At 33.2% G+C, this 26305-nt stretch carries 21 protein-coding genes and 1 pseudogene; 5 read left to right on the top strand and 17 right to left on the bottom strand.

Annotation, left to right across the window (positions count from 1 at the left end):
* Window positions 1-49 precede the first annotated feature (49 nt).
* The 7 genes from ACZIYX_RS20800 to ACZIYX_RS20830 form a co-directional block, all read right to left on the bottom strand.
* The gene (locus ACZIYX_RS20800; RefSeq protein WP_462684184.1) at window positions 50-418 is read right to left on the bottom strand and encodes a cupin domain-containing protein; all 369 of its coding nucleotides are present in this window, start codon (window positions 416-418) and stop codon (window positions 50-52) included.
* Window positions 415-687 (bottom strand): heavy-metal-associated domain-containing protein, encoded by a 273-nt coding sequence (locus ACZIYX_RS20805; RefSeq protein WP_462684185.1) that lies wholly within the window; start codon window positions 685-687, stop codon window positions 415-417. Before ACZIYX_RS20805 ends, ACZIYX_RS20800 begins: the two co-directional genes overlap by 4 nt.
* A gap of 381 nt (window positions 688-1068) precedes the next feature.
* Window positions 1069-1761, bottom strand: coding sequence for a zinc metallopeptidase (locus tag ACZIYX_RS20810; protein WP_462684186.1), 693 nt, complete (start codon window positions 1759-1761; stop codon window positions 1069-1071).
* A gap of 159 nt (window positions 1762-1920) precedes the next feature.
* Window positions 1921-3036 carry an alanine dehydrogenase gene (ald, locus tag ACZIYX_RS20815; RefSeq protein WP_462684187.1) on the bottom strand — a complete coding sequence of 372 codons (1116 nt, stop codon included), beginning with the start codon at window positions 3034-3036 and terminating at the stop codon, window positions 1921-1923.
* 122 nt (window positions 3037-3158) lie between these two features.
* Complete coding sequence (locus tag ACZIYX_RS20820) at window positions 3159-3419, bottom strand: SemiSWEET family sugar transporter (protein ID WP_462684188.1); 261 nt, start codon at window positions 3417-3419, stop codon at window positions 3159-3161.
* 98 nt (window positions 3420-3517) lie between these two features.
* A complete protein-coding gene (locus ACZIYX_RS20825) occupies window positions 3518-6589 on the bottom strand; it encodes a class I tRNA ligase family protein (RefSeq protein ID WP_462684189.1) in 3072 nt (1023 codons plus the stop codon).
* Between the two features lie 95 nt (window positions 6590-6684).
* Window positions 6685-10203: a tetratricopeptide repeat protein gene (locus ACZIYX_RS20830; protein ID WP_462684190.1), complete on the bottom strand. Its 3519-nt coding sequence runs from the start codon at window positions 10201-10203 to the stop codon at window positions 6685-6687.
* A 214-nt stretch (window positions 10204-10417) separates the two neighbouring features.
* On the opposite strand from ACZIYX_RS20830, the gene tyrS reads away from it, so the two are divergent.
* The gene (tyrS, locus tag ACZIYX_RS20835) at window positions 10418-11713 is read left to right on the top strand and encodes a tyrosine--tRNA ligase (protein ID WP_462684191.1); all 1296 of its coding nucleotides are present in this window, start codon (window positions 10418-10420) and stop codon (window positions 11711-11713) included.
* Between the two features lie 111 nt (window positions 11714-11824).
* Here tyrS and ACZIYX_RS20840 read toward each other — a convergent pair whose 3' ends face one another.
* From ACZIYX_RS20840 to ACZIYX_RS20865, 6 genes are all read right to left on the bottom strand, one after another.
* Entirely contained in the window at window positions 11825-12676 is an 852-nt protein-coding gene (locus ACZIYX_RS20840; protein WP_462684192.1) for a M12 family metallopeptidase, read from the bottom strand.
* Between the two features lie 336 nt (window positions 12677-13012).
* Window positions 13013-13468 (bottom strand): YHS domain-containing (seleno)protein, encoded by a 456-nt coding sequence (locus ACZIYX_RS20845; RefSeq protein WP_462684193.1) that lies wholly within the window; start codon window positions 13466-13468, stop codon window positions 13013-13015.
* 90 nt (window positions 13469-13558) lie between these two features.
* Window positions 13559-14077: a DUF350 domain-containing protein gene (locus tag ACZIYX_RS20850; RefSeq protein ID WP_462684194.1), complete on the bottom strand. Its 519-nt coding sequence runs from the start codon at window positions 14075-14077 to the stop codon at window positions 13559-13561.
* Between the two features lie 4 nt (window positions 14078-14081).
* Window positions 14082-15098: a hypothetical protein gene (locus ACZIYX_RS20855; RefSeq protein WP_462684195.1), complete on the bottom strand. Its 1017-nt coding sequence runs from the start codon at window positions 15096-15098 to the stop codon at window positions 14082-14084.
* Between the two features lie 2 nt (window positions 15099-15100).
* Window positions 15101-16081, bottom strand: a complete 981-nt coding sequence (locus ACZIYX_RS20860; RefSeq protein WP_462684196.1) for a LuxE/PaaK family acyltransferase — start codon at window positions 16079-16081, stop codon at window positions 15101-15103.
* 134 nt (window positions 16082-16215) lie between these two features.
* On the bottom strand, window positions 16216-16560 hold the full coding sequence (locus tag ACZIYX_RS20865; RefSeq protein ID WP_462684197.1) for a T9SS type A sorting domain-containing protein: 345 nt from the start codon (window positions 16558-16560) through the stop codon (window positions 16216-16218).
* A 346-nt stretch (window positions 16561-16906) separates the two neighbouring features.
* On the opposite strand from ACZIYX_RS20865, the gene ACZIYX_RS20870 reads away from it, so the two are divergent.
* Complete coding sequence (locus tag ACZIYX_RS20870) at window positions 16907-18313, top strand: MATE family efflux transporter (protein WP_462684198.1); 1407 nt, start codon at window positions 16907-16909, stop codon at window positions 18311-18313.
* Window positions 18314-18464: 151 nt separating this feature from the next.
* On the opposite strand, the gene ACZIYX_RS20875 is transcribed toward ACZIYX_RS20870, so the two are convergent.
* On the bottom strand, window positions 18465-21725 hold the full coding sequence (locus tag ACZIYX_RS20875) for a tetratricopeptide repeat protein (RefSeq protein ID WP_462684199.1): 3261 nt from the start codon (window positions 21723-21725) through the stop codon (window positions 18465-18467).
* Window positions 21726-21849: 124 nt separating this feature from the next.
* Between ACZIYX_RS20875 and ACZIYX_RS20880 the strand changes: the two genes are divergently transcribed.
* Both ACZIYX_RS20880 and ACZIYX_RS20885 read left to right on the top strand, forming a co-directional pair.
* On the top strand, window positions 21850-22431 hold the full coding sequence (locus ACZIYX_RS20880; RefSeq protein ID WP_462684200.1) for an RNA polymerase sigma factor: 582 nt from the start codon (window positions 21850-21852) through the stop codon (window positions 22429-22431).
* Between the two features lie 5 nt (window positions 22432-22436).
* Window positions 22437-23192, top strand: a complete 756-nt coding sequence (locus ACZIYX_RS20885) for a tetratricopeptide repeat protein (RefSeq protein WP_462684201.1) — start codon at window positions 22437-22439, stop codon at window positions 23190-23192.
* Between the two features lie 140 nt (window positions 23193-23332).
* On the opposite strand, the gene ACZIYX_RS20890 is transcribed toward ACZIYX_RS20885, so the two are convergent.
* The 3 genes and pseudogenes from ACZIYX_RS20890 to ACZIYX_RS20900 all read right to left on the bottom strand — a co-directional run.
* On the bottom strand, window positions 23333-23704 hold the full coding sequence (locus ACZIYX_RS20890; protein ID WP_462684202.1) for an endonuclease domain-containing protein: 372 nt from the start codon (window positions 23702-23704) through the stop codon (window positions 23333-23335).
* Window positions 23705-23977: 273 nt separating this feature from the next.
* On the bottom strand, window positions 23978-24442 hold the full coding sequence (locus ACZIYX_RS20895; RefSeq protein ID WP_462684204.1) for a T9SS type A sorting domain-containing protein: 465 nt from the start codon (window positions 24440-24442) through the stop codon (window positions 23978-23980).
* Between the two features lie 186 nt (window positions 24443-24628).
* A pseudogene (locus ACZIYX_RS20900) lies at window positions 24629-24712 on the bottom strand (thrombospondin type 3 repeat-containing protein); the annotation flags it as partial.
* A 996-nt stretch (window positions 24713-25708) separates the two neighbouring features.
* Between ACZIYX_RS20900 and ACZIYX_RS20905 the strand changes: the two are divergent.
* Window positions 25709-26086: a hypothetical protein gene (locus ACZIYX_RS20905; RefSeq protein ID WP_462684203.1), complete on the top strand. Its 378-nt coding sequence runs from the start codon at window positions 25709-25711 to the stop codon at window positions 26084-26086.
* Window positions 26087-26305: the final 219 nt, after the last annotated feature.

Below are 26305 nucleotides of genomic sequence, written 5' to 3' on the forward strand. Positions count from 1 at the left end.
AGAATTTCATTCTTTTGTTTAAAACTATGGATTTCCAATCCATAGTGGTTTATTTAATGAGTAAAAACTTACAATCTGTAATAGGATACACCCCGTGTAAAATATCTTTAGGCAGTGTTATTAAGTCCCCGCTTTTCAAAATATGCATGGTGGTTCCTATAGTAATTTTGGCACTCCCTTCTAACATTAAAAGGGGTGCATCTACAGGTGCAGAATGTGGCTTCAAAATCTGATCTTTTTTTATGGCAAAGGCTATCATTTTGTAGCTATTGTTGCTATATACAACTGTATTATTTACTTTATCCCCATAAGTAACTTTGCCGGCAAGGTTATTTTCACTCCATGTATTGGTTTTATTTGCCGGGGTGCAAGTAACAAAGCTTATTGTACTTACTAAAATTAAGATGATTTTTTTCATTGGTTTTTAATTTTTCCTGTAGCGCAACTCACCATGGATTTTGCTTTACTTATTATAGAGTTGTTTTCATCTATTGATGGATATCCCAAGGCTTTTAAACGTTGTTTTACAGAAAGAGCATTAACAGGATCTTTATAGTTAAAGGAAATAACACTGGACTCCAAGTCTACAACTACATCGGTTATCCCTTCTATTAGCTGAATTTCAGAAGTAATTGTTTTTACACAACCATTACACTTCAGGTTTTGAACAATAATATTTGTTTTCATATACTTAATTTTAAAAATCGATACAAAATAGATCGATATATAGTTTATGATTTTAAAGATCTCCTCTACAGGGATTATTGTATTTTCAATCCCTTATTGAGGGGCTGATCCCCCAAGGCTCGCTTCAAACAAAGTATACTTTTGGAAGCATACCTTGTGCATTTTCTGCAAGGTCATTGATTTTGAGCTATCCCAAACACTAAATAGATCTAAGCAAATTTATTGAATCCTTTTTGCTTCCAAAGTAACATAGGTTACAGATGGTATTAAAAATAGAGCATAGCCTGCCATACTTGTCGTAGTTGGCAAATAGAAATGTTAAAATACATTTTATGAGAATATAAATGTATTTTTTTTAAGCCCCAAAGTAAGTATGGTTATTTAATCCCTTCTTCCCAGAAACATAGAAATAAAGTACAATAGTGTAGCCAAAGATCCCAGAGCAGCTACCACATAGGTACGTGCAGCCCATTTTAATGCATCTTTAGCCCCTGCATGTTCTTCTCTGGTTAACATGTTTTTGTTCTCTAACCATGCCAGTGCCCTGTTACTGGCATCATACTCTACAGGCAATGTTATAAATGCAAATAATGTAGTAACCGCAAACAATACAATTCCAACCAAAAACAAAGTATTTCCCAAAATCATTCCTGATGCAGAAAGAGCAAGTCCTGCCATAATTACAATATTAGACAGCTTACTGGCAATCCCCACAGCCGGCACAATTTTAGATCGCATAGTTAACCAGCTATATGCTGTAGCATGTTGTACGGCATGACCACATTCGTGTGCTGCTACTGCTGCTGCTGCTGCATTGCGCTGATTATACACTCCTTCACTAAGGTTTACTGTTTTGTTTGCAGGATTATAATGATCTGTAAGCATCCCGGGGGTAGAAACTACTTGCACATCTCTTATACCATTATCCTGCAACATCTTAATTGCGATTTCTGCTCCACTCATCCCATTTTGTAAATGGATATTAGAGTATTTCTTGAATTTACTTTTAAGTTTATTGCTAACAAAGGAGCTCACCAAGAATATGATCCCCGCAATAATATAATATCCCATCATAATTAAATACTTTTTTGCTTTATTACATCTGCTTTATATCTGTTATAAGTCTATATATGACACATAAAGTATATTAAAGTTACTATTTACAATACAAAAACCTCGCCATAATGACAAGGTTTTTGATCAAATAAACTTGAGTTAGCCAATAAATCGAGTTTAATTCAAATATTCATTTACATTTTTTAACGGAAGCCCAAAAGCCTCTGATATTGCAGGATACACAACATCACCGTTAATTACATTTAATCCTTTTTTAAGAGGTTCATTTTCTTTACAAGCTTTTTTCCATCCTTTATTTGCTAATTGAATAGCGTATGGCAAAGTGACATTAGTTAATGCCAAAGTTGACGTGTATGGCACTGCTCCGGGCATATTTGCAACAGAATAATGTACTACATCATCTATAATATATACAGGATCCTGATGCGTGGTAGGTTTGGTAGTTTCAAAACATCCTCCCTGATCTACAGCTACATCTACTATTACTGTTCCTGCACGCATATCTTTAAGCATATCGCGAGTAATTAATTTTGGTGCCTTTGCTCCCGGAATCAATACTCCACCTATAATTAGATCAGAGTCTTTTATATGTTTACGAATGCTATATTCGTTAGAAAATTCTGTTTTTACATTAGCAGGCATTACATCATCCAAATAGCGCAAACGTTTTACACTAATATCCAGAATGGTAACATCTGCTCCCATACCTGCTGCCATTTTAGCTGCTTGTGTACCTACAACACCACCACCAAGTATTAACACTTTTGCTGGTGCAACTCCGGGAACACCACCAAGAAGAATCCCTCTTCCTTTTAATGGTTTTTCTAAAAATTTAGCTCCTTGTTGTATAGACATACGACCAGCTACTTCGCTCATTGGTGTTAATAAAGGCAAACTACGATCCGGATCTTCTACTGTTTCATAAGAAACGCATACAGAACCACTTGCAATCATTGCATTGGTTAATTCTTCTCCCGATGCAAAATGAAAATAGGTGAATACTAACTGATCCTTTTTGATCAATTTATATTCTGGTTCAATAGGCTCCTTAACCTTGATAATCATTTCGGCAGTACTGTATACTTCTTCGATTGTGGATAAAATCTTAGCACCTGCTTTGATATATTCTTCATCTTCAAAACCACTTTGAAGACCTGCATTTTTCTGTATAAAAACAGTATGACCATGCTTAACGAGTTCCATTGTTCCGGCAGGGGTTACACCTACTCTGTTCTCGTTATTTTTGATTTCTTTGGGAACACCAATTATCATATCTATATTTTTTGTGCCGAAAATATATGTTTTTAAGAAATAAAACAATAAAAGATGTGTAAAAATGCGTCATTAATAATCCTGACTAATTCCTTAAAAACCTGTGTTTATGGTAATGTATATTATTTTTTATATTGATATTTAAAATATACTAATACAAACATTGAAATTAAAGTAACAGAATTCGCAACAATAATTGGCAAACTATGAATTAAAAGTCCGTAAACAAGCCATCCAAGCATTCCAAATAATAAAGCAAATAACATAGAGGCAGATAAACCATCTGTAGATTTTGTTTTCCAAGTTTTATACACTTGTGGCAAAAATGCAATAGTAGTTAAAGTTGCTGCCACAAATCCAAGTATTTCTACCAAATCTACCATGTGCTTATTTTTTTTAATCCTAAAGAGAGTTTAATTCTCTTTAGGCTATTTTGAATGAATACATACCTCTTACTCAAAAAATTCTTACTTAGTACTATCTACCCTACAATATTTACAATTTTACCTGGTACTACAATTATCTTTTTAGGTTCACGTCCTGCTAATTGTTGTTGCGTTTTTTCATTTGCCATAACTGCTGTTTCAATTTGATCTTTACTTAAATCTAAAGGCAATTCTAGCGTAAAACGCATTTTACCGTTAAAGGATATTGGGTATTGTTTGGTGCTTTCTACCAGATATTTTTCTTCAAAAACAGGAAATGCTGCTGTGGAAATGGACTCTTCATTTCCAAGCTTTTGCCATAACTCTTCTGCAATATGTGGTGCATACGGAGAGATTAATACTGCTAACGGTTCTAAAATCTCTCTGGAGGTGCATTTTTGTGCAGTTAGCTCATTTACTGCAATCATAAATGTGCTTACCGAGGTATTAAAAGAAAAATTCTCAATATCTTCTTCTACCTTTTTAATGGTTTTATGTAATATTTTAGCTGCTTCTGGCTCTTCAGAAATAGAAGAATCAGATACATAAAATGTTGCCTCTGGTCCTGAATGATACAGTTTCCATAATTTTTTAAGAAACGAATGTACTCCTGTGATCCCGGCAGTGTTCCACGGTTTGGCTTGCTCTAATGGCCCAAGAAACATTTCGTATAATCGTAAACTATCGGCGCCATATTGCTCGCAAATACCATCTGGGTTTACCACATTGTATTTGGATTTGGACATTTTTTCGACTTCGCGACCTACAATGTATTTATCCCCTCCTAAATCCTCCCCTATGGGAAGGGCTTTTCCATTTTCTCCAATAAATATAGAATCTTTGAATTCTGGCCTCCAACTTTTAAAACCTTCAATATCTAGTTCATTAGATGAGTTTACTAAAGAAACATCTACATGCATTGAAATTCCAGAAAAACTAAATACATTTTCTGTATACTTATTCTCATCTATTTTAGATATAATAATTGAGTTTGGAAATTTATTGGTTACCCATTTCTCAAGTTCATTAATACCATTACCTTCTTTAATCTTATCTAGTTTCTCTTTTGAGAAAAATAAAGCGAATTTCTTATACCGCTTATTTTCAATATATCTCTTTTCGTCTTCATTATTAGGCTCATAGTTAAAGAAGTTTACCCAAGCTCCATAAACAAAAGCACTAGTTCCCAAAATCATCCCTTGGTTAATAAGTTTTTTAAATGGCTCCTCTACAGTAAGGTGTCCTCTGTCTTTTAAAAATTTGGTCCAAAAACGAGAATACAACAAATGCCCCGTTGCGTGTTCGCTACCACCAATATATAAATCTACATTTTCCCAATATTGTAACGCTTCCGCGGAAGCGAATTCGGTAGCATTACCGGCATCCATATATCGAAATGGATACCAGGAACTCCCTGCCCAACCAGGCATGGTATTTAACTCTAAAGGAAACACACTAGAGTGATCGATTAAATCCTTAGAAACAACTGTATTGTTTTTGGCATCCCACGCCCAAACATCAGCACGACCTAATGGTGGCTCCCCGGTTTCAGTAGGTAAATATTTTTCTACCTCTGGCAATGCTATTGGCAAATGTTCTGTAGCGATCATTTGTGGCATCCCATCTACGTAGTATACCGGGAACGGCTCTCCCCAATATCGCTGACGACTAAATACGGCATCCCGAAGTCTGTAATTGGTTTTTCCTTGTCCCTGTCCTATTTTTTCAAGTTCCTGAATTGCTCTTGCAGTAGCTTCTTTATAGTTTAGTCCATTTAAAAAATCAGAATTTGCGATAGTCGTATTTTCTTTATCTGTGAAAGCTTCTTCAGAAATATCTACTCCTTCAAAAATATTAGTAATAGGGATATTAAAATGTTTTGCAAAATCATAATCCCGCTGGTCCCCGCATGGCACTGCCATTACAGCACCGGTACCATATCCTGCCAATACATAATCGCCAATCCAAATGGGTACTGGTTCTTTGGTAAACGGGTGCTCTGCATACGCTCCTGTAAATACCCCACTTATGGTTTTTACATCTGCCATGCGCTCGCGCTCGCTTCGTTTTGCTGTTGCTTCTATATAGGCTTCTATATCCGCTCTTTGTTGGGGAGTTGTTATTTTTTGTACTAAATCATGCTCTGGTGCCAAAGTCATAAACGTTACCCCAAAAATAGTATCGGGGCGAGTGGTAAAAACTTCGATTGTATATTGTTCTTCATCCCCTCCTAAATCCTCCCCAGAGGGAAGGACATTAAAAGTTACACTTGCCCCAACCGATTTGCCGATCCAGTTGCGTTGGGATTCTTTTAAGGATTCTGTCCAGTCTATCGTTTCCAGACCTTGTAGTAACCGCTCTGCATAGGCAGAGATTCGCATACTCCACTGGGTCATTTTTTTACGAATCACCGGGTATCCGCCACGTTCTGAAACTCCGTTTACAATTTCATCATTTGCTAATACGGTTCCTAACTGCGGACACCAGTTTACCTCGGTTTCTGCTAAATAGGTTAACCTGTATTTAAGCAAAACTTCCTGCTTTTCTTTAGAGGTAAAACCATTCCATTCTTGCGAGGTGAACGGATCTATATTTTCGTCACAAACTGCATGTACTTCTATATTTCCTGTAGAAGCAAAAATAGTTTCCAGATCTTTTATATCTCTTGCTTTATCTGCATTTTTATCATACCAGGAGTTAAATAACTCGATAAAAATCCATTGTGTCCATTTATAAAAATCAGGATTACTGGTACGTACCTCGCGGCTCCAATCAAAAGAGAATCCTATTTTATCTAATTGCTCCCGATAGCGAGCGATATTTTCTTTGGTGGTGATGGCAGGATGTTGCCCTGTTTGGATTGCGTATTGCTCTGCCGGCAATCCAAAAGAATCATATCCTTGGGGATGTAATACATTAAATCCTTTATGACGCTTATATCGTGTATATATATCACTGGCTATATATCCAAGCGGATGCCCAACATGCAATCCTGCTCCCGAAGGATAAGGAAACATATCTAATACATAATACTTTTTTTTATCGCTATTGTTTTCTGCTTTGAAAGTTTGTTTCTCTGCCCAATATTTTTGCCATTTGGCTTCAATAGTATTAAAATCGTAGCTCATCATCTAAAATTAAGACCGCAAATTTACTAAAACCATCAGTATAGTAAAGCAACATCTACTTTTAATTGTTACTGCTTGTTGTAAAAAAGCAAATATCATGTGTTTCTTATTTTCCTTCGATACCAAAGCAAACCTACTAATAATACTAGTGTTAGGGCTCCTATAATCCAATATAGTAATGTATTGCTCTCGAAAGGAATCGGAGCAGAATCTCCTACCAAATAAAACGCTCCCCAGTAAAACGGGTCGGTTCTGTTGATATTTGCAGTGGTTAGGTATTGCAATTTGGCTTGTTGCAGAGCTTTTGCTTTGTTCATCCCTGCTTTTAGGTTGGTATAAAAATATTTCATTACCTTGGGGGTAGTTTGATCCGATACCTCCCAGCTGGTTAACAGTAAACTTTTGGTTCCTGCATATTGAAAAGCAGTACCCAAACTCATAATCCCTTCTCCTTTGGCTATTTTACCCGATCCGGTATTACAGGCACTTAGAACCGTAAGTTCTGCCGGGATATCCAATGCAAATAATTCGTGACTGTACAGCAAATTATCCTCTAGTGTGTCTTTACTTTTGGTAAAATACAGTTTAGAGTTTTCTGGCCTCTCGTTATCTACATCCCCATGTAGTGCCAGATGTAAAATGTTATACTTTCCTGCGTTCTTTTTAAAATTAGATTCTATTGCCCGGGATCCATAATAGTATTCTCCATCTATAATATTGGATATGGCTTTTATTTCTTTTCGCGTACCAGGAAGATCATCCCCGGTATCTCTTAATGCTGCAAGGCGCATGGTATTTGCTTGTGCGATGTTGGTACTATCTGAAAAAGAAAATGCCAGACACTCCTGTAGTGTTTTAGATTTGGCAACATCTTTAAAAGGGGTAAACAATAAGGTAGCAGAATTGGCATAGGAGATGGCATAGTCTTTTAATAAATAGGATAACAGTGCGGGATTGTTAGAATCGTCTTTTTTGCTTATCAATACCTCAAAATTAAGGTGCCATAAAGGACCATCGGGTATAATAATCAGTTCCTCGCCAACCAACTTATCTTGTATGGGTGCAATAAGTTTGGTATATAATGCATACGCTTGTTTTTTATGTTTTTGTATATCTTTAGCGATAATACTATTACGAAACTCTTCGATCTGTTCGGTTAGTTTTGGTGTGGATAGTTGTTGTACAGAGATATCATTTTTAGAAACGGTAAAAGCATAGGTAACACTATCTCCTGTAAAAAAGGACACAACAGTAGTCTTATCGTCTAGCTTTTGTTGTATATCGGTAATAGAAACAATATCATTACGATACTTAAGCTGGTAGTATTTTGGGTAATTTTTTTCTAAGATTTCGGTTAAGGAATCCTGGCGTCTGTCGGTTATAAACAATTCATTTTCAAAATCACGAATTTTTGAAGTATCTACCTCTTTATTAGACAGCTCCTCTGTGATTTTGGATTGATAAAAAGAACGATTAATTCTTAGTTCTTTTTCTAAAGCCACCATATTTGCAGGTAACCCGGAATAGTTTTTTGCACCAGCATCGTTAAGTAATTCTTTTAAGGTATTGGCCTTGCTTTTCTCTGCATAATAAAATGCTTGTTCTAGCGATTGTGAGTCTTTTTGTAGTAAAACGGTTTCTATAGCTTCCTGATAGATTTCTTTTGCTTGTTTGGCAAAGGCAACTTTATCTTGATAGTTCGTAAAAGACTGGCGGATAGTCTGGATTAAGGTGTCTGCCAAGTGGTGCTTTTGTATTGCTTTTTTAAGATAGTCGAAATTTTTGTCTTGTAGATATAGTTTTTTGTACGTTTTGGCTTGACCTGTTATAGAGGTTAATAATGATTTTTTGTCTAGGTAGTTATCAATTTTTAGGGAAACCTCACTAATGAATTCCTCATGGAACTTAGAATTTGATTGTAGTGCTTTTTGATAATTTTGTAATGCGTTTTGGTATTCTTTTTTTTCTAAATAAATAGATGCAATGTCATTATAGTTTTTGGCAATAATACTATTGTTTTCTGGATATAGTTTTTTGTTAATTTCTAAAGACTGGTTACAATACTGTAATGCTTCATTTAATTCTCCCATTTTTAGTTTTAGGAGAGCTATTTTTCCTAAAGACTCTGAAATTTGTGGATGATTATTGTTAAATCTATTTAAGTATATGTTATAACCCTTTTTGTAATAATATAATGCGTCTTGATATTGCTTTTTATCAAAATAAATGCTCCCTATTCGCATATTGGATATTGCTATTTTAGGATGATTGTCTCCCAAGCTATTTGTCCGGATATTTAATGATTTATTGGCGTAATAATAAGCTTGATCATAGTCTTCCTTGTAGACATAGATCAATGCTATATTACTATATGCGGTTGTTGTTTGGTAATGGTTTTCACCTAAGGTATTAATAGAGATTTCCAAAGCTTTTTTATAAAACTGTAAAGCTTTTTCATAAGCTCCCTTATTAGATAATACAATTCCTATCATATTATAAATTTTACCAATACTAGGATGATTTTTGTTTTTATGACTATATATATCGAGAGCTTTGTGAAAATTTATTAAAGAAACATCATTTAAGCCTCTATCAGAAAAAATCCTTCCTAAACTATAGTAGGTATTAGCTACCATAGTATTTTCTTCTCCTAATAATTTAATATATAAGCTTAGTGCTTTTTGATAGGCTTGTTCTGATAGGGTATATTTACCTATTTGTTTATAAAGCCCTCCTATCATATAATAAGATCGTGCTACATTTACATGTTCTTCTCCGTATGTTTTTATTTGTATAGCTAATCCTTTCTTAAAATAGAATTCAGATTTTTGATATTCTGAAATATCCATATAAACGTACCCTAGATTAGAATATATATAACTTGTCTCGATATGTTTTTCACCATAAGTATGTAATTTAATTTTTAATGCTTTATTATAACAAGAAATTGCATCCTCATATTTTCCTAATCTTTCATAAGCTAATCCCATTTGATTATAAGAATCAGAAACAATAGGATTTTCATCATCATAAATATTTTGACGAATTTTTAATGCTTTTTTGTGCGTTTTCAATGCTAAATCAAATAGCCCTAACCTATGATTTAGAAAGCCTATTTTATAATATGATAATGCTATGTCCTCATGATTGTTTTTTGGAAATATTTCATTACGTATTTTTAATGACTTATTAAGATAATCTAATGCAGTTGTATATTCAGAATTATACATATAATAGTATCCGATATTGTCATATGCATAGGCTTCTTCTCTATGATTGCTATGTAGATACTGTTTGCATGTTTTTAAGGCATTTTTAGCAACTTCAATGGATTTAATGGAATTAGAATTATTGAAGTACACATTAGATATTTTATTATAGCAGGCAGCCACTTTTTCCCAAGATTCAGATTTTTGATAGATCTTTAAAGCTTTTTCAAAATATACAACAGAACTATCTAGCTTTCTATCGGTCAACAAAGAATCCGCCTTTTTAAAATATTGTGATGCTAATATGGTATCTTTTTCTACTTGTGCGTATGTAGCAGATGAGAACGACAGACAGAAAGAGAAACAGGCTATAAAAGACAGAGAAAATAAAGAGGCTTTTTTCATAAGGGATAAAACTATATATCTAGTAGTTAATAACAAAGAAAGTAAAAATGTTACCTTGTTTGTTGTTTGACAGAACAAAATTTAGAATTTAACTTGAGTTTTTTGTTAGAGAAAGTATAAGGTAAAAACAATGTCTTGTTGATTTCTCTTACTATTCATAGCAGAATAGTATTCATATTTTTATCTTTGCGGCTCTTAATTGAATTATAGCACAATGACCAAAAATTTTATAGAAGAGTTACGATGGAGAGGGATGTTGCATGATGCCATGCCCGGTACCGAAGAATACTTAATGGAACAAATGCGAGCTGCGTATGTTGGATTTGATCCTACTGCAGACTCCTTGCATATTGGTAATCTGGTTCCTATAATGTTATTGGCGCATTATCAAAGAGCAGGACATAAACCTTTTGCACTGGTTGGAGGAGCTACAGGAATGATAGGAGACCCATCTGGTAAATCTGCCGAGCGTAACCTGTTGGATGAAAAAACACTTCGTCATAATCAAGAAGCAATAAAATCTCAATTAAGCAGATTTTTAGATTTTGAAAGCGATGCTTCCAATGCAGCAGTATTGGTTAATAATTACGATTGGATGAAAGAGTTTTCATTTCTGGAATTTATTAGAGATGTAGGAAAACATATTACGGTTAACTATATGATGGCAAAAGATTCGGTTAAAAACCGAATTTCCTCAGAATCTTCAGAAGGAATGTCTTTTACAGAATTTACATACCAATTGGTACAAGGATATGATTTTTTACACTTATATCGAGAGCATGAGTGTACACTACAAATGGGCGGAAGCGATCAATGGGGAAATATCACTACCGGTACCGAATTAATCAGACGAATAGCAGGAGGAAAAGGATATGCATTAACCTGCCCGTTAATCACAAAATCTGATGGGTCTAAATTCGGGAAATCTGAAGGTGGAAACGTATGGCTGGATGCCAAACGTACCTCACCATACAAGTTTTATCAATATTGGTTAAATACCAGTGATGAAGATGCAGAAAAGTATATCAAGATTTTTACCTTTTTAACAGAAGAAGAAATAAAAACTTTGGTAGCAGAACATAAAGAAGTACCACACGAACGGATATTACAAAAAAGACTTGCAGATGAGGTTACGGTTATAGTGCACTCTCAAGAAGATCTGGATAATGCGATTAAAGCGTCTAATATCCTTTTTGGAAAATCTACCTCTGCAGATTTAAAAGAGTTGGATGAAGCTACTTTTTTAGACGTTTTTGATGGAGTGCCACAAGCCGAAGTTGCAAAAGATAAAATTGCCGATGGATTAGATATTATAGGAGCCTTGGCAGAGTATACCGGATTTTTAAAATCTAATGGGGAAGCCAGAAGAGCCTTAAAAGAAAACTCTATATCGGTAAATAGAGAAAAAGTTACCGATACATATTCGATATCTGAACAAGATTTGATTAACAATCAGTTTGTGTTATTGCAACGAGGTAAGAAAAACTATTTTGTGATTAGAGCAGTATAAAAACAGGAGTAAAACCTAATTATTTAAGAAGAATAGATAAAATTGGTTTGAAAATATTAAAAAAGGAGAGAAATATCAGATATTTCTCTCCTTTTTTAATGGATACAGATATTATTGATAATATAGTCTTATAGCACTCAGGTCTCCGCTGCTTAATGCGCTACGTTGTATATTAAAAGTGCTTCCATCTTTTCTTACGATCGTTGGTTTTCCGTTTTTACTAAAAAAATAAGAACCATACATCATGATAGATCCAATATCAAATGTGGATGTTCTAACCGAAGAAGAAGATTTTTTATTAAAATTTGAAGATTTTCCGCTTTCGATATTATCAAAATTAATAGTAACATAATTATCACGATCTGGATGTTGTTGCTCATGATACATACCAATAGCATGTCCGATTTCATGAATGGTATTCCCTGTAGAACAACCAGAACCCAGAGTAATATTTTGTTTACTCCCTGTTTTTCCTACAGCAGAAGAACATCCTGAGCCTTTTTTAAAATGTATATAAGCACTTTGGTTTGTTCTTTCTATAAATCGTATTTTGGTTTTACCTTCCCAGTGGGCAATAGCATCGGTAACACGGTTTTTGTTTGGCAAACTACTGTCTACAGTATACGGGATATAGTAATAGTTTCCGGATTTGGACCAATGTCTGTCTCTGCGAATTACTCCTTTTTCAAGGAGGTTAGATTCCTCTACCTGTTCTGGAGATAATATCATATCTCCAAGAATAAGAGTGTTATTTACTTCACTAAATTCGGTTTTTTCACCAAAAAAGATTTTGGTAACCTTTTTTTCATTTCCTGTTAGTGGATAGACTTCTGAAGAGGCTTCGGAGAATCCGGGTTGTTCTTCTAGCAGTGTCAGTTCCTGATCAGAATCATCTTGACAGTTAAAAAACATTAATACAGAAAAGGTTAAAGCCGATAAGCTTAGAAATTTGTTTGTTTTCATTTTGTTAAATTTAAGTTGAATTTGTGTTATGTACCGAAGAAAACGATTAATGGATATTTAATATTGTGTATATTTTGAAGTGTAAAAAACATTGTACTCTGTAAACCAGTTTTTTAGCGTACGTTTTTTAAGGTTATGTAGTAAGGTGAAATTAGAAATTGTTAAAAAACAGTTACTTATCTGTTTGTTTTTAAGAATAATCTCTCACCATCTTTTTATTGTTAATTTCTACTAAACAACAAAGCCTGCCAGAATTTCTTCTTAGCAGACTTTGTCAAACTAACCAATCAATTATTGAAAAAAACTTAGCATTATATGCAACTCAATACTACTGCATTACTTTTTTATTTTAATTTTTTGCCAATTAGTATCCGCTTTCTTTTGCAAATTTGCTGCACCTTTATCTATCCATTTTTCTAGGGTGTTAATCCCCCAAGAATTATAAAACAGATATAACTTATCTTCACGTATTTCAAAAGTTTTAGGGTTTATATCCACTTTTTCACTATTTACTGCAATTGCATACGCGCAGTATCCACCATATTGAGGAGTATATTTATCAGGACTACTCTTAAATCTATCCAAATTTTTTTGACTTATAAATTTATAGCTAGCCCCATCATGCATGGTTTGGTATTTACTATCTCCTTTTACCGCTTTATTGTTAAAATATTCGGTTACATCATATCCCCCTGCTATAAAACCTTTATTGGTGTTATAATCTATTTTTTGAGCGATTACATTTGTTGTAAAAACGAAGCCAAAAAAAAGTAAAATAAAAAATTTGTTCATCTTATTTGTTTCTAATACAGAGTTATAAGTATTAGATCGAAAAAGGATGAAGACCTTACAGTTTTAACACATTTTTAGATATAATGTTCTTTATAACATAAAATTAGTAGTTTCTGGATATGGGATCAATGCGCTAATTAACAGGCTAATGCTGTCTTTTGCAATCAAGGTGATAGCAATTAAGGTAGCGGTTACCACTATGGCAGAAGCAACATTGTTTTGTTGGATATCTTTAAATTCGTTAACACCTTTGGTCAATGCAGAAAAGAGCAAAAAGACAGAAGTATTGATAAGTAATGCAAATAAAAACCCGATACCTAAATATAATCCTGAATATTGAATGATTTCTGAAAATGTAATTTCATTTTCCCCAGACATAGATAATCGTACCATATTAGTAATAGAAGGAATGATTTCTGAAAGAATAATACCTATGGAAAGAATTATTCCTGCTGTAAAAATAGAAAATGCCATATTATTTTCTCTAATCGAAATGTCTTTAAAAAAAACTTTTTGCAGAATTTTAAAAGATATAAATAATATAAGTACAGAAACCACAATAGCTAGTGCCATTTCTATAAAAGCAAGGGTTAATATTTTGGTTTGCATAGTTTTATTTGTTAGTTAGTACAATGTACCAATGGTTTATATTATCAAAATTTTTGGGTAACGTACCTATAGTAAAGTATTTGTTTGTAGTCTCCCAGGTATAGTATTTTTTGCCATTGTATATTTTATAAACTCCTTTTGCAGGTATGTGCAAGCCCAGAATAGAGTGCTTATAGTAGTCACTGTTAAGTATAGCAACATCATATCCAAAATAATTAAGGATAGCATATATAATTACGGTTCTGGTATCACAATCTCCTTTTAGATTACCCATAAAACCTACTGGATTTTGGATTCCGAATGGAATGTTACCAATACAGCAATCTGAGCATTTTTCTAATACTACTTTAATAGACTCTTCGTATTTTGAAGGAGGTTGGCACGCGTTTTCAAAAACAAAAGAATAGGGGATATCTTGTATAAAAGTAACTACCATTTCGGCAAATTCAAACTGGTTAAGCTGTTTTGCTTCTTTTATTTTGGTAAACTCTTTAAGGATTAAATCAAGTCTTGGAGTATCTGAATCGGCCAAATATTTATATAACTTCCCCCAGGATTGTTGTTTTTGCGCCTTATTAAAATATTCTTTTTTGGAAGTTATATAATCATTTTCTCTAACCGAAAACTTTCCATGAAAAGTGTTGCCATAATTATCGATCCATTTTCTGTCTTGTTTTAGCAGAGTTATAGAATCTCCATTTTCCAGAGATTTTTCACGATAAATGGATTCAGAAATATTAGATTTTTGGCTTTCTAAAGATATAGGTGTGCTATCCAGAATGTAACGCAATCCAAAAGTAAGTATAAGAACTAATAAGCTGTATGCTATATAACGCCAGTAGAATTTTTTTTCATGTGCTCCCTCCAGTTTACCTAGTAACCATGAAAAAAACAGCAATAACAATACAAATGCTGTAGATAAAGAGATCGGTATAAATGTTTGAATAACCCCACTACCAACCAAAGAGATTAGCAGAATTGCAGGAAACGAAAAACAACCTAAATTCTTTTTTGCAGCCATAATTATAGAGCCATTAAGTTACACCCTCTAATATCACTATGGTCAAATCTGCCTAAAATTTCAAAGCTTCCATCGGGATAGGTTTTGCCCAAATCCTGCGTAGCTATAAAAGAGCAGGAGTTTATGTTGGCAAGGTCTGTAATATTTACCCCACCGGTTTTGTTGGTTTCTAATAAAGTTAAAGGGTCTTCGGGGTTTCTAGTAGAAATTCTCATCCATGGCGGGCAATAAAAAATACCATTGTCTTTAGAATATGCTTGAGATAACAATTCTGTCATGCCATATTCACTATGGATTTGCGAAACACCAAACCCTTTTTTAAGAACTTCGTGTAATTCTTCTCGAATCATTTCTTTTCTTCTGCCTTTCATGCCTCCGGTTTCCATGATTACACAAGTGTCATTTAATTGCAGGTTGTAATTTTCAACAAGATCCAATAAAGCAAAAGAAACTCCCAGAAGTAGTATTTTTTTATCTTTAGAAATAAGTTTTTGTATGGTTTTTACAAGTTCAGGGATGTTGTGCAAATAAAAATCACTTTCAGGATGATTACTATCTTTAATAAGTTTTTCTGCCATATATACCAAAGAAGATCCTTCTCTTTCCAGATACGACGGTAATAATGCTAAAACCACATATTCTGTAATGCCCCCATAAAAATACTGAAACCCTTTAGTAAAACTTTTTTCATAAACAGATAAGTCGCTAACGTAGTGTTTGCTGGTTATACTACCTGTAGTCCCGCTACTTGTAAAGACTTTTTGCGTGGGGATCTGATTGCTTACTACTTTTTCTTGTTTAAAAAAATGTATAGGTAAATATGGGATTTGATTTATGTGCTGTACAGAAGTTTTTGTAACACCAAGCAGATTACAAAATCTTTGATAAATACTATTGTTATGGTATTGATGAGTAAAAATGCGCAACGCCAATCGCTCAAAATCTGAATGGTTTTGAATAGAAAAAATAGTATCGGCTTGCATAAAGATTGTTCCACAAATGTTGTAAAACAAAGGTATAAAAATGAGGTAAACAGACACCCTGTTTATTAGGATAAAAGTTATAAGAAATTTCGAAGGATATATTTAAGAAACAAAAAAACTAATAAATAATTTAGTTAACCACGTACAAATTTTAAAGTAGCTTTTTGTTCTCCTTCCTTGATCCTTATAACATAAACAGCAGGAGGTAAGGATGAAATATCTAATTCTCTTCCTATTAAGACCTTAAACATAACTTTTTCACCCAATACGGTGAAAATAGAAATTGTTTTGGTAAGATTTTTGGCAGAGGTAATAAAAAGTTTATCACCAGTCGCAGGGTTGGGATAAATACTAATGCCTTCAATTTTTTCGCTTTTAGTGCCTTCTTCCTGGACACTACTGGATTGTGCTTGAATCCCTGAAGAGAAGGACAAACAAACAACACCAATAAACATAAGCAGCAAGTAGATTTTTTTCATACAAAAATTTATTTCGGGAGGATAAATATACAACATAAAAATTAAAAACTATATAAAAAATAGCTGTACTTGCCTGTTTAACACCAAACAAACTATTAATCCGTACAATATTTACGGTTTAAACGTAAATATGATAATTACTTTACAAACAATAACTATGTAATATTGTTAAGAGAGCAAAATATAATTAATTTTGAAATTCAAAAATAATACCGCATATTTGTTTTATCATGAAGTTATAATAGAATTATGTACATAATTGTACAATCAGACTCCCGTATTTAGAAGCTAAGAGTTCCTTCTTGGTTTTTTGTATCCATTTAATTCGTATATAATTTTTACTATTATGACTCAAAATAAACTTATCCTTACTCGTATATTTTCTTATTTTAAGACAGCTATAACCGGCAAAGAGCAAGAATTTACATCTGGCAGTATTCGCAAAGCAGTTTTCATGCTTTCGGTTCCTATGGTACTGGAAATGATGATGGAATCGGTTTTTTTCCTTGTAGATGCTTACTATGTTTCTTTTCTGGGGGCCAATGCTATTGCAGCGGTTGGATTAACAGAATCTGTGCTTACTCTGGTATATGCTGTAGCTATAGGCCTTAGCATGGGTGTTACTGCAATAGTTGCCCGAAGGGTTGGGGAGAAAGATATTAATGGAGCTTCGCAAGCTGCTATTCAATCTATATTTTTAGGAATCGTTATTGCATCGGTAATTAGTGTGTTGGGCATACTTTTCCCCAAAGAAATACTTGGTCTTATGGGTGCAGAATCAGATCTTATTGCAGATGGGTATGGCTATACACAGATACTATTGGGGGGTAATGTGACTATTATGCTTCTGTTTTTGATCAATGCAGTGTTTCGTGGTGCAGGAGATGCTTCTGTAGCGATGCGGGTATTGATATTTTCAAATATATTAAACATCATTTTGGACCCTGTTTTTATCTTTGGATTTGGTCCTGTGCCTGCATTTGGAGTTCAGGGGGCAGCTATTGCCACTACTATTGGCAGGGGCAGCGCAGTTTTGTTTCAGCTATTAATTCTTTTTTACGGGTGGAGTAAGATCAAAGTGTCTTTAAAAGATATTGTTTTTCGCGCGGGGATAATGCTCAACCTTATCAAAGTATCTTTGGGTGGGATAGGACAATTTATTATCGGAACCTCCAGTTGGGTGTTTTTAATGCGTATTATGGCAGAGTTTGGGAGCGAAGTTCTGGCAGGATATACCATTGCAATTCGGGTATTGATGTTTACCCTTATGCCCTCGTGGGGTATGAGCAATGCAGCGGCTACATTAGTTGGGCAAAATCTTGGAGCGGCAAGACCCGAACGAGCAGAGCAATCGGTTTGGAAAACCGGAAAATACAATGCAGTTTTTATGGGTATTGTGTCTGTATTTTATTTGGTATTTGCAGAAGCTATCCTAAAAATTTTTAGTAATGAAACCCTTATTGTAGAATATGGTGCATTAAGTTTACGAATAATTGCTACAGGATATATCTTTTATGGGTATGGTATGGTGGTTATACAATCGTTTAATGGTGCCGGGGACACTAAAACCCCTACGATTATCAATTTTTTCTGCTTTTGGGTGTTTCAATTGCCATTTGCATATTTTGCGGCATTAGTTATGGATTGGGGAGCTATAGGAGTGTTTTGGGCAATTACCTTTGCCGAGGTGCTAATAGCCGTGATTGGGATTATATGGTTTAAAAAAGGAAAGTGGAAAGAAGTGAAGGTGTAGATATAAGTTATAATTCCTCGTTGAGATTTTACTTTCCCAAGTCTTGCCTTGAAAACAAAATGTATTTTCCGGAAGTCTTTCTCAAACTAGCTCTGTTGTTGAAGTAATCCTTACATGTCTTTAAAACATGTAAGGATTAAAAAAGAATCTTTTATTTTATGTTAAGAGTATTTTTGCGCTTTCTGTATAAAACTACCCCCAATACCAAGGCTATACAACATACTAACGTACCTGGAATCCAATATAGCATAGTACTTGACTTAAAAGCAATAGGAGCTGAATTGCCAACAAGGTAAAATCCTCCCCAATAAAAAGGATGTGTTCGATGTATGTCTGCGGTTCCCAGATATTTTAACTTTGCTTGCTGTAAAGCTTTGGATTTGGTCATTCCTTTTTTTAGGTTAGTATAAAACTCTTTCATTATCTGGGGAGTAGTTTGATCCGATATTTCCCAATTACTTAATAATAAACTTTTGGTTCCTGCATATTGAAAAGCATTTCCCAGGCTCATAATACCTTCTCCTTTTGCAATTTTTCCTGCCCCGGTATTACAGGCACTAAGTACAGTTAGTTCTGCCGGGATGTGCATTGCAAATAATTCATGGCTGTATAATGTGTTATCTTGTATGGTATCCTTGTTTTTGGTAAAATATAGTTTAGAGTTTTTTGGATTTTCATTGTCTACCTCTCCATGCAAAGCCAGATGAATAATGTTGTATTTTCCTGCGTTTTTTTTAAAATTGGTTTCGTTTGCCTGTGATCCAAAATAATATTGTCCGTCTATAATATCAGCGATGGCTTTAATCTCTTTTCGGGTGCCCGGCAGGTCAACTATCGAATTTCTTAAATCAGATAATAGCAGGGTATTTGTAGTTTTTATTTGTGTACTGTCTGTAAAGGAAAAAGCAAGGCATTCTTGTAGTGTAGTTGCCTCTTTGGGATTTTTGTCCTTAGCAAACAAAACATTAGCAGAATTGGCATAAGAAATAGCATATTTGCGCAATAGATAAGGAAAACGTTTTGGATCGTTAGAAACTTCTTTTTGAGTATGTAATACATCAAAGTTAAGATGCCATAGTGGACCATCTGGGATAACAATCAATTCCTCTCCTTTTATTTTGGATGCTACAGACAGTAAAAGACTATCGTATAGTTTTGTGGCAAGATCTTTATAGGATTGTATGTTTTTAGAAACAATGTTTTTATGAAAATTTTCTATATCCTGTGCCAATTGTGAGGTATGTGTTTTGGTAAAATTTATGGTGTTTTTAGAGACGCTAAATGCATAGGTTACACTATCGGTGGTAAAAAACTCCAGTAGCGTAGTGTTATCCGGGAGTTGTTTTTGAATATCTCCAACAGGTAGAAAAGACGTATTGTATTTTAATTGGTAATATTTTGGGTAGGTTTTTTCTAAAACTGTGCGTAACGAATCCTGCTGTGTTTTAATCCTGAATATCTTGTTTTCGAATAAAGCAAGTTTTGTACTATCTATATTGGTGTTAGATTGCTCTTTAGTGATTTGTGAGGTATAAAAAGCATAATCTGTTTTTAAGGTATGCTCAAATTCTAAAGTTTCTAGAGGTATATCAGAAAATTGTTTGGCGTTACTATCATTAAGTAGCTCTTGTAAAGTATTGGCTTTGCCTTTTTCACTGTAATAAAAAGCTCTATGTAAAGCCTTGGGGTCTCTCTGTGCTTTATATAATAGATAGTTAGCTTCTATAGCATCGGCATAAATTTCTTTAACCGTTTGCGCAAAAGTAAGCTTGTCTTCATAATCCTGAGTAGTTTGTCTAACATAAGCGATTAAGGAATCTGTTTTTTGGTAGGATTTTATAGATTTTTGTAGATTAGATATTTTTCCTTTTTTTTCATATAAAGCTTTATTGATTTTAGCTTTAATTTGTATAGAATTTAAAGCGGTCTTAATATCAAAGAATTCTATTCTGTGTTCTTTTTTTGGAGATTTAATATTTGTGTTTATTGCTTTTTCACAAAAGTGTAGTGCTTTTTTATATTCTTTTTTTTTGTAAAGTATTGTTGCTAAATCATTATATATATCTGAATTATAAGGATGTTTTTCTCCTAGAGTTTTAAAATTGATATTTAAAGCCTTTTTAGAAAAGAATATTGATTTGTCGTACATATTTTTTTCTAAATAACATTCAGATAAATTTGTATAGGTATCTGATATTTCTGGATGTAATTCGCCATAAGCATTCACATATATATCAATAGCTTTATTAAAATATTCTAAACCATTATTGATATCATCAGTTTTAAAATATATTACAGCAATATTGTTATAACTTTTTCCTAGGCTAGGATGTTTGTTCCCGTAAGTATTAATGAAGATATTTTTTGCTTTATGATAATATTTTAAGGCTTCTTCTGGATTTTCTTTTATTCTAGAAATATTTCCTAAATTAATAAAAGACATGGCAGTTGAATTATGCTGTTCTCCATATATTTTTCTTCTTATTGTCAATGCTTTTTTGTGATAGCTTAAAGCGTTATCATATTTTCCTAATATTTTATAAGTATTCCCTATGTTGTTGTACAATGAAGCTGTTAATTTTTCTTCTTTATCTTCTAGATTTAATTGAATTCTTAAAGCTATTTTATAATGTTCTAATCCCTTTTCAAAATCCCCTTTAGTCATTAATAAATTCCCCAGATTATTATAATAAAGTACATTTTTAGGATGATTTTGATGAGATATTTTTTCTTGAAAATTAATAGCTTTATATAAATTTTCAGAAGCTTTATCATAATCTCCTTTTTTCCAAAATATTACAAAAAGATTGTTATAATATATGCCAATATTATTAGATTTTTTGTCATTTCGTTTGGTTATTTCTAATGCTTTTTCGTACGAATTTATAGCGAAATCAAGTTCGTAAGTTTTAGAATAAGTTCTACCCAAACAGTTATATGAATCAGCGATATCTTCATGATTTGTTTCAAGAACCTGAGATCTAATCCTTAAAACTTTTTTAAAGTACAATAATGCTTCAGAATAATTTCCTTTTTCAAAATGATACCATCCTGTGTTATTTAGAGCATTTGCTTTTTCTGTATTATTTATTATGGGTTTTGTTTCACAAATTTGTATTGCTTTTTCAGAGAAATACAGGATACTGTCAAATTTAGAGGTGTTTCTATAATTTGCTGCAATTTTATTATAGCAAGAAGCTACTTTTTCCCAAGATGTATTGGTTTTATATAGTATCAATGCTTTCTTAAAATAAATAATAGAACTATCTACTTTTTTATCTCCTAATAAAGAGTCCGCTTTTTTATAATATTGATTGGCCAGTAAGGTATCATTTACAGATTGTGCAGATAAAAAATCACTAAAAATAAATAGGAATACGACACTAATTTTTATAACAAAAAATGGCTTCATACGTTCTAAGGTTTGCTAACAATTCGTTAACCACAAAGAACTTAAAATGGTTGTTTTTTAGTTTAGATTTATAGCAATTTAACCATATAGTAACATTGCAGATAGTCTTATAACATCTCAAATTATGAAGGATACAAAAGACCGGGAAATCTTAAAAGGGATATTGGCAGGAGACCGGGCAATTATTAAAAATTTCTACAAAGATAATTTTAAGTATATAAGAGGATATGTTCTTCAAAACTCTGGCAATAAAGAGGATGTGGAAGATGTTTTTCAAGATGCTTTGGTGCTGCTATACCAAAAGCTGGAGTCGGATTCTTTGGAGCTTACCACTACATTGCGCACCTATTTTTTTGCTATTTGTAAAAATTTATGGAAAAAGAGATTGCAAAAAAAAAGTAAAGTACTTACTACCGATACAGTTTTTGAAATCTCTGAAGAATTAGATGATGATATATTGCAAAGGATAGAAAATCAGGATAGAGAACATGTCTATCGTAAATATTTTTTGCAACTATCTGCCGCATGCCAAAAGCTATTATCGTTGGTTTTTGAAGAAAAGAGTATGCGGCAAATTGCAGAGGAAACAGGGTACTCTGAAGGATATGCCAGAAAGAAAAAATTTGAATGCAAAAAACACTTGATAGAGCGTATCGAAAGCGATCCCACCTACGAAGAATTAAGAATAAATATCCCACAAGAATAGAGATTATGAACAGATCCTCATCCACTTTTGACAGGATAGAAGACTTTCTTGCCAATCGATTATCTACAGAAGATCACAAAGCTTTCATAAAGGAAATAGCTATAGATCCCAAACTGCAAATAGAAGTAGAAAAACACCGAGCTTTGCGAGATGTATTGCAAGATAAAAAACTGCTGAACTTTAAGAAAAACTTGCAAAGTATCCAGCAAGAGTTTTATGAAGAAGAAAGTATGGAAGGTGTTGCAAAACAAAAACCGTTTTTTAAATATTGGAAGATTGCAGCAATAGTTGTACTCTTGCTGGGCATAAGTGGTGTGGTGTGGCAAACGTTCCTGCCAAAAGATACCATGCAAGATTTATATACAGCGTATTATACTCCCTATCCAATAACAGATGGTATAAGAAGCGAAACCAATAAGGAGTGGGTAGAAACCCTTCTGCAACACTACACTGCGGGTAATTATGATAAGGTAATTTCTGTTTTTGAAAACTTGGATACCATACCACTAACAGACGAAATAAGATTGTGTATTGGCAATAGCTATTTACATATCAATAAGGAACAGAAAGCTATTGCAATGTTTACGAATATCCCGAGTGATAGTGGTTTTTATGAAGATGCATTGTGGTATATGGCATTAACTTATCTAAAAGTAAAACAGAAAGATAAATGTATTTTAAAGCTAGAAGACATTATTCATTACAATGGAAAATATCAAAGTAAAGCCATTACGCTAAAAAACAAAATACAATCGTATTAAAGCTCTCCCTTTATCCAAAGGGAGGAGCTTTTTGGTGGTATATATAAAGCTCTCCCTTTTACATAAAGGGAGAATGAATTTCTAACCTTTCAAAGGTTGGAAAGAAAGAGGGATTTAATAATCTCCTAACTTACCTTTTATTAAGGTGTATGGGTGAAATGACTTTTTATTTCGGATAATACAGAAGGCAGATAGTCAAAAACCATCTTGTTTTCAAATCTAATAACTGTAAACCCAAGTTCATTAAGTCTTGTTGTTCGAATAGTATCTTTTAGCACAGCCTGAGGGCTATTATGCACCTCGCCATCCAGCTCAATAACCAGTTTTTCTGAAGCGCAATAAAAATCTACAATATAATATTCTATACTATGCTGTCTCTGAAATCTTTTTCCGTCTAATTTTTTAGATTTTATATGGTTCCATAAAAAAGCTTCGGCAGGGGTAAGGTTTTTTCTTAATGCTCTTCGATATTCTTTGAGTTCTTTTTTAGTATGTATTTGTGTTTTCTTCATTAGTAACAAACGTAGTAAAATTTTATTAAAGCTCTCCCTTTCTCCAAAGAGAGGAGCCTTTTTATTAGGATATACTTATAAAAGCTCTCCCTTTACGTAAAAGGGAGAATGAATTATCCATCTTTTTGAAGATGGATAAGAAAGAGGGATTTGCGAACCCTCCAACTTTATCCAAAGGAAGGAGCTTTTTTTTAGGGGTAAAAACAAAAAAAACCGAAAACCAGGATGTGTCCTGATTTTCGGCTATACTATAAAATAGAGGTATCCCTGTTTTTATTTTACTACTTTATACGTTTCTGTACCATTTTTAATGATATAAAATCCTTTGGGCAAGTTTTTGGTAAACGAGTTTTCTTCTTCTTTGTTTACAACTATTTTTTTGGTTACTGGTGTTCCAGAAATGTTGAAAACAGATACTTCATAAGGCTTATGATTAGACGGTTTTAAAGCAGAAAGAGTATTCGATCTTGAAGAAGAATATATAAATTGGAGTTGATTTATATTATCATTTTCATTCGATTCGCTAATTCGACCTTTGCTATCTATATCAAAGCTTAACGTATATCCACTCCCATTAGATAAGGATGGTGAAGAACCTATAGTACTAGAAACGTATACTGAAAATGTTTTTATTATGGAACTGTTTGCATTAACATTACCAATATTACTATCTGTACTTACATTGTATACATTTGCTCTGGGGTCTGGATAAAGAGTAGTACTTGTGTTTAATAACATATCCAAAGAAACAGAATTTGCTGCATTTGAGCCTGATATGTTATTTTCAACTTCGATAATAAAATCATAATAATTGCCTTTATTCAAAGTTGGGGTAGCCGTGTTACCGTTAGGGAAATTGAAAATTGTGCTATTTGTAGTAGTGTTTCTAACTTTAAGGCTTTTTAATTTTAAGTTAGGTAATACAGGACAGCCATTATTAGAAGCAGGACCTGCTACGTTAGGACAATTATCTTGTGAGTTAGGAACCCCATCTCCATCGTTGTCTGGAGAAGATGATTGATAAATTAATTGCTTTCTGTGGTTGTTATATTTAACAATTAAAATGAATTTTTTACCTGGAATCGTAATAGTTCTATCTAAAAAACTGTTGAACCATGTGTTTCTTGTTATATAAGTAGGAAAGTTTAGAGGTTCATCTCTATCTCGATTCCAATGGATTTTTCCTAAAAGATTCGATCGAGATTCGCTTTCATAGTAGACAAATAATTCCAGATCACTATAAATGCCTTGAACATCAAATTTGAAATCGAACCTATCTCCTCTTGCATAAGAGTTGTTAGGATTAGCAGTAACTTGAAAGTCTTTAACATTAATTTGTGAATTTACAGTGATTGTAATCAATGCAAATAATGAGAAAATAAGATTTTTCATAATAAAAAAGTTTTAAAAGTTAGATTTATATTTTATATGGGTTGATCCCTTTTGAAATAAAAATGTTACGGGTAAAAAAGGACAGATAACGATTCCTTAACACAGCAATACCGCGCCCTTATTTTACTATACACTAGTACTACTACACGAAATAGAATTTGAAGCGATTTATAAAAGTGAAAAAAATACACCTATAGGGGTAATTTTTTTCCTGAGCGACATATATGGATAGTATTTATCGAAGAGAGGTAACTTATTAAGTATCCCATAACGATATAAGGTCTGTAAATACTTGTAACTGTATAATTAGTATTTGAATAAGGCTAGATTGTCTTTGAATGCACTTAGTCGGTGTTTGGATAAGGTTGGCTTGTCTTTGGATACACTTGTTTGGGTTAGGAGTATTATAAAATCAATTAAAAAATTACCGTATGTTTTTGGCAACGCAAAATACGTTAGACAAATACACTAGTATTTGGAGTGGTAACCCAAAATTTACGGATACAAAAAAATATTGGATATTGAAATTGATGGCATCGAAATACTTGGAGAAGACGTATCCAGAACAACCAAAGGAATGACAAAGAATAAAAATTTGATCCGTGCTACTATATGGAGAATAAACTCCTTGTTTTGGCAGGTGCTTTGTCTGCCCATGCAGCTGTTACGAAAAACGAGGAGTTAAAAGAGGTTTCTGTAACTTCTATAAGTGCATTAGAAATCAAAAAAGAAACAGACCTGGTTGTTTATAGTAAAATATTAACCAGTGAGGCAGAAAAGATAAAGATTATCTTACAATCGGAGTATGGGGTAACCGAATCAGAGATTGAAGACATAAGAACTACTACTACAGAGTTTAAATCTTTGGTAGGTAATACCAGACCAGAGCAGTCTTCGATCAATGCAGTAAAAAAGGATATAGACGATCATGTAAAAGAAGGAAAATACTTGTTGAATGATATTTTGGATAAACTGATGATACGATACTAGCTTACAAATACCACTTTTTATAATGAATACCAACAATCCAGAACTATTGTAGATGCTTAGCCGGGTTTTATATAGTAAAGAAAGATATTTTTTCGAATTGGTAGAAAAGTAAAAGAGTATGTCTAAAAATTCAGGCATACTCTTTTTATGTTTTTTGAGCCTATAAAAAAAGGCACTAAGCCACGAAGTGTGTAACAAAAAAATATCGAGGGTTGCAAC

The sequence above is a fragment of the Aquimarina sp. genome (assembly GCF_977115655.1).

Bases quoted from the DNA above. Each gene is read 5' to 3' on its own strand.
- ACZIYX_RS20800 (WP_462684184.1), bottom strand. From the start codon at position 418: ATGAAAAAAATCATCTTAATTTTAGTAAGTACAATAAGCTTTGTTACT.
- ACZIYX_RS20805 (WP_462684185.1), bottom strand. From the start codon at position 687: ATGAAAACAAATATTATTGTTCAAAACCTGAAGTGTAATGGTTGTGTA.
- ACZIYX_RS20810 (WP_462684186.1), bottom strand. From the start codon at position 1,761: ATGATGGGATATTATATTATTGCGGGGATCATATTCTTGGTGAGCTCC.
- ald (WP_462684187.1), bottom strand. From the start codon at position 3,036: ATGATAATTGGTGTTCCCAAAGAAATCAAAAATAACGAGAACAGAGTA.
- ACZIYX_RS20820 (WP_462684188.1), bottom strand. From the start codon at position 3,419: ATGGTAGATTTGGTAGAAATACTTGGATTTGTGGCAGCAACTTTAACT.
- ACZIYX_RS20825 (WP_462684189.1), bottom strand. From the start codon at position 6,589: ATGAGCTACGATTTTAATACTATTGAAGCCAAATGGCAAAAATATTGG.
- ACZIYX_RS20830 (WP_462684190.1), bottom strand. From the start codon at position 10,203: ATGAAAAAAGCCTCTTTATTTTCTCTGTCTTTTATAGCCTGTTTCTCT.
- tyrS (WP_462684191.1), top strand. From the start codon at position 10,418: ATGACCAAAAATTTTATAGAAGAGTTACGATGGAGAGGGATGTTGCAT.
- ACZIYX_RS20840 (WP_462684192.1), bottom strand. From the start codon at position 12,676: ATGAAAACAAACAAATTTCTAAGCTTATCGGCTTTAACCTTTTCTGTA.
- ACZIYX_RS20845 (WP_462684193.1), bottom strand. From the start codon at position 13,468: ATGAACAAATTTTTTATTTTACTTTTTTTTGGCTTCGTTTTTACAACA.
- ACZIYX_RS20850 (WP_462684194.1), bottom strand. From the start codon at position 14,077: ATGCAAACCAAAATATTAACCCTTGCTTTTATAGAAATGGCACTAGCT.
- ACZIYX_RS20855 (WP_462684195.1), bottom strand. From the start codon at position 15,098: ATGGCTGCAAAAAAGAATTTAGGTTGTTTTTCGTTTCCTGCAATTCTG.
- ACZIYX_RS20860 (WP_462684196.1), bottom strand. From the start codon at position 16,081: ATGCAAGCCGATACTATTTTTTCTATTCAAAACCATTCAGATTTTGAG.
- ACZIYX_RS20865 (WP_462684197.1), bottom strand. From the start codon at position 16,560: ATGAAAAAAATCTACTTGCTGCTTATGTTTATTGGTGTTGTTTGTTTG.
- ACZIYX_RS20870 (WP_462684198.1), top strand. From the start codon at position 16,907: ATGACTCAAAATAAACTTATCCTTACTCGTATATTTTCTTATTTTAAG.
- ACZIYX_RS20875 (WP_462684199.1), bottom strand. From the start codon at position 21,725: ATGAAGCCATTTTTTGTTATAAAAATTAGTGTCGTATTCCTATTTATT.
- ACZIYX_RS20880 (WP_462684200.1), top strand. From the start codon at position 21,850: ATGAAGGATACAAAAGACCGGGAAATCTTAAAAGGGATATTGGCAGGA.
- ACZIYX_RS20885 (WP_462684201.1), top strand. From the start codon at position 22,437: ATGAACAGATCCTCATCCACTTTTGACAGGATAGAAGACTTTCTTGCC.
- ACZIYX_RS20890 (WP_462684202.1), bottom strand. From the start codon at position 23,704: ATGAAGAAAACACAAATACATACTAAAAAAGAACTCAAAGAATATCGA.
- ACZIYX_RS20895 (WP_462684204.1), bottom strand. From the start codon at position 24,442: ATGTTATTAAACACAAGTACTACTCTTTATCCAGACCCCAGAGCAAAT.
- ACZIYX_RS20905 (WP_462684203.1), top strand. From the start codon at position 25,709: ATGGAGAATAAACTCCTTGTTTTGGCAGGTGCTTTGTCTGCCCATGCA.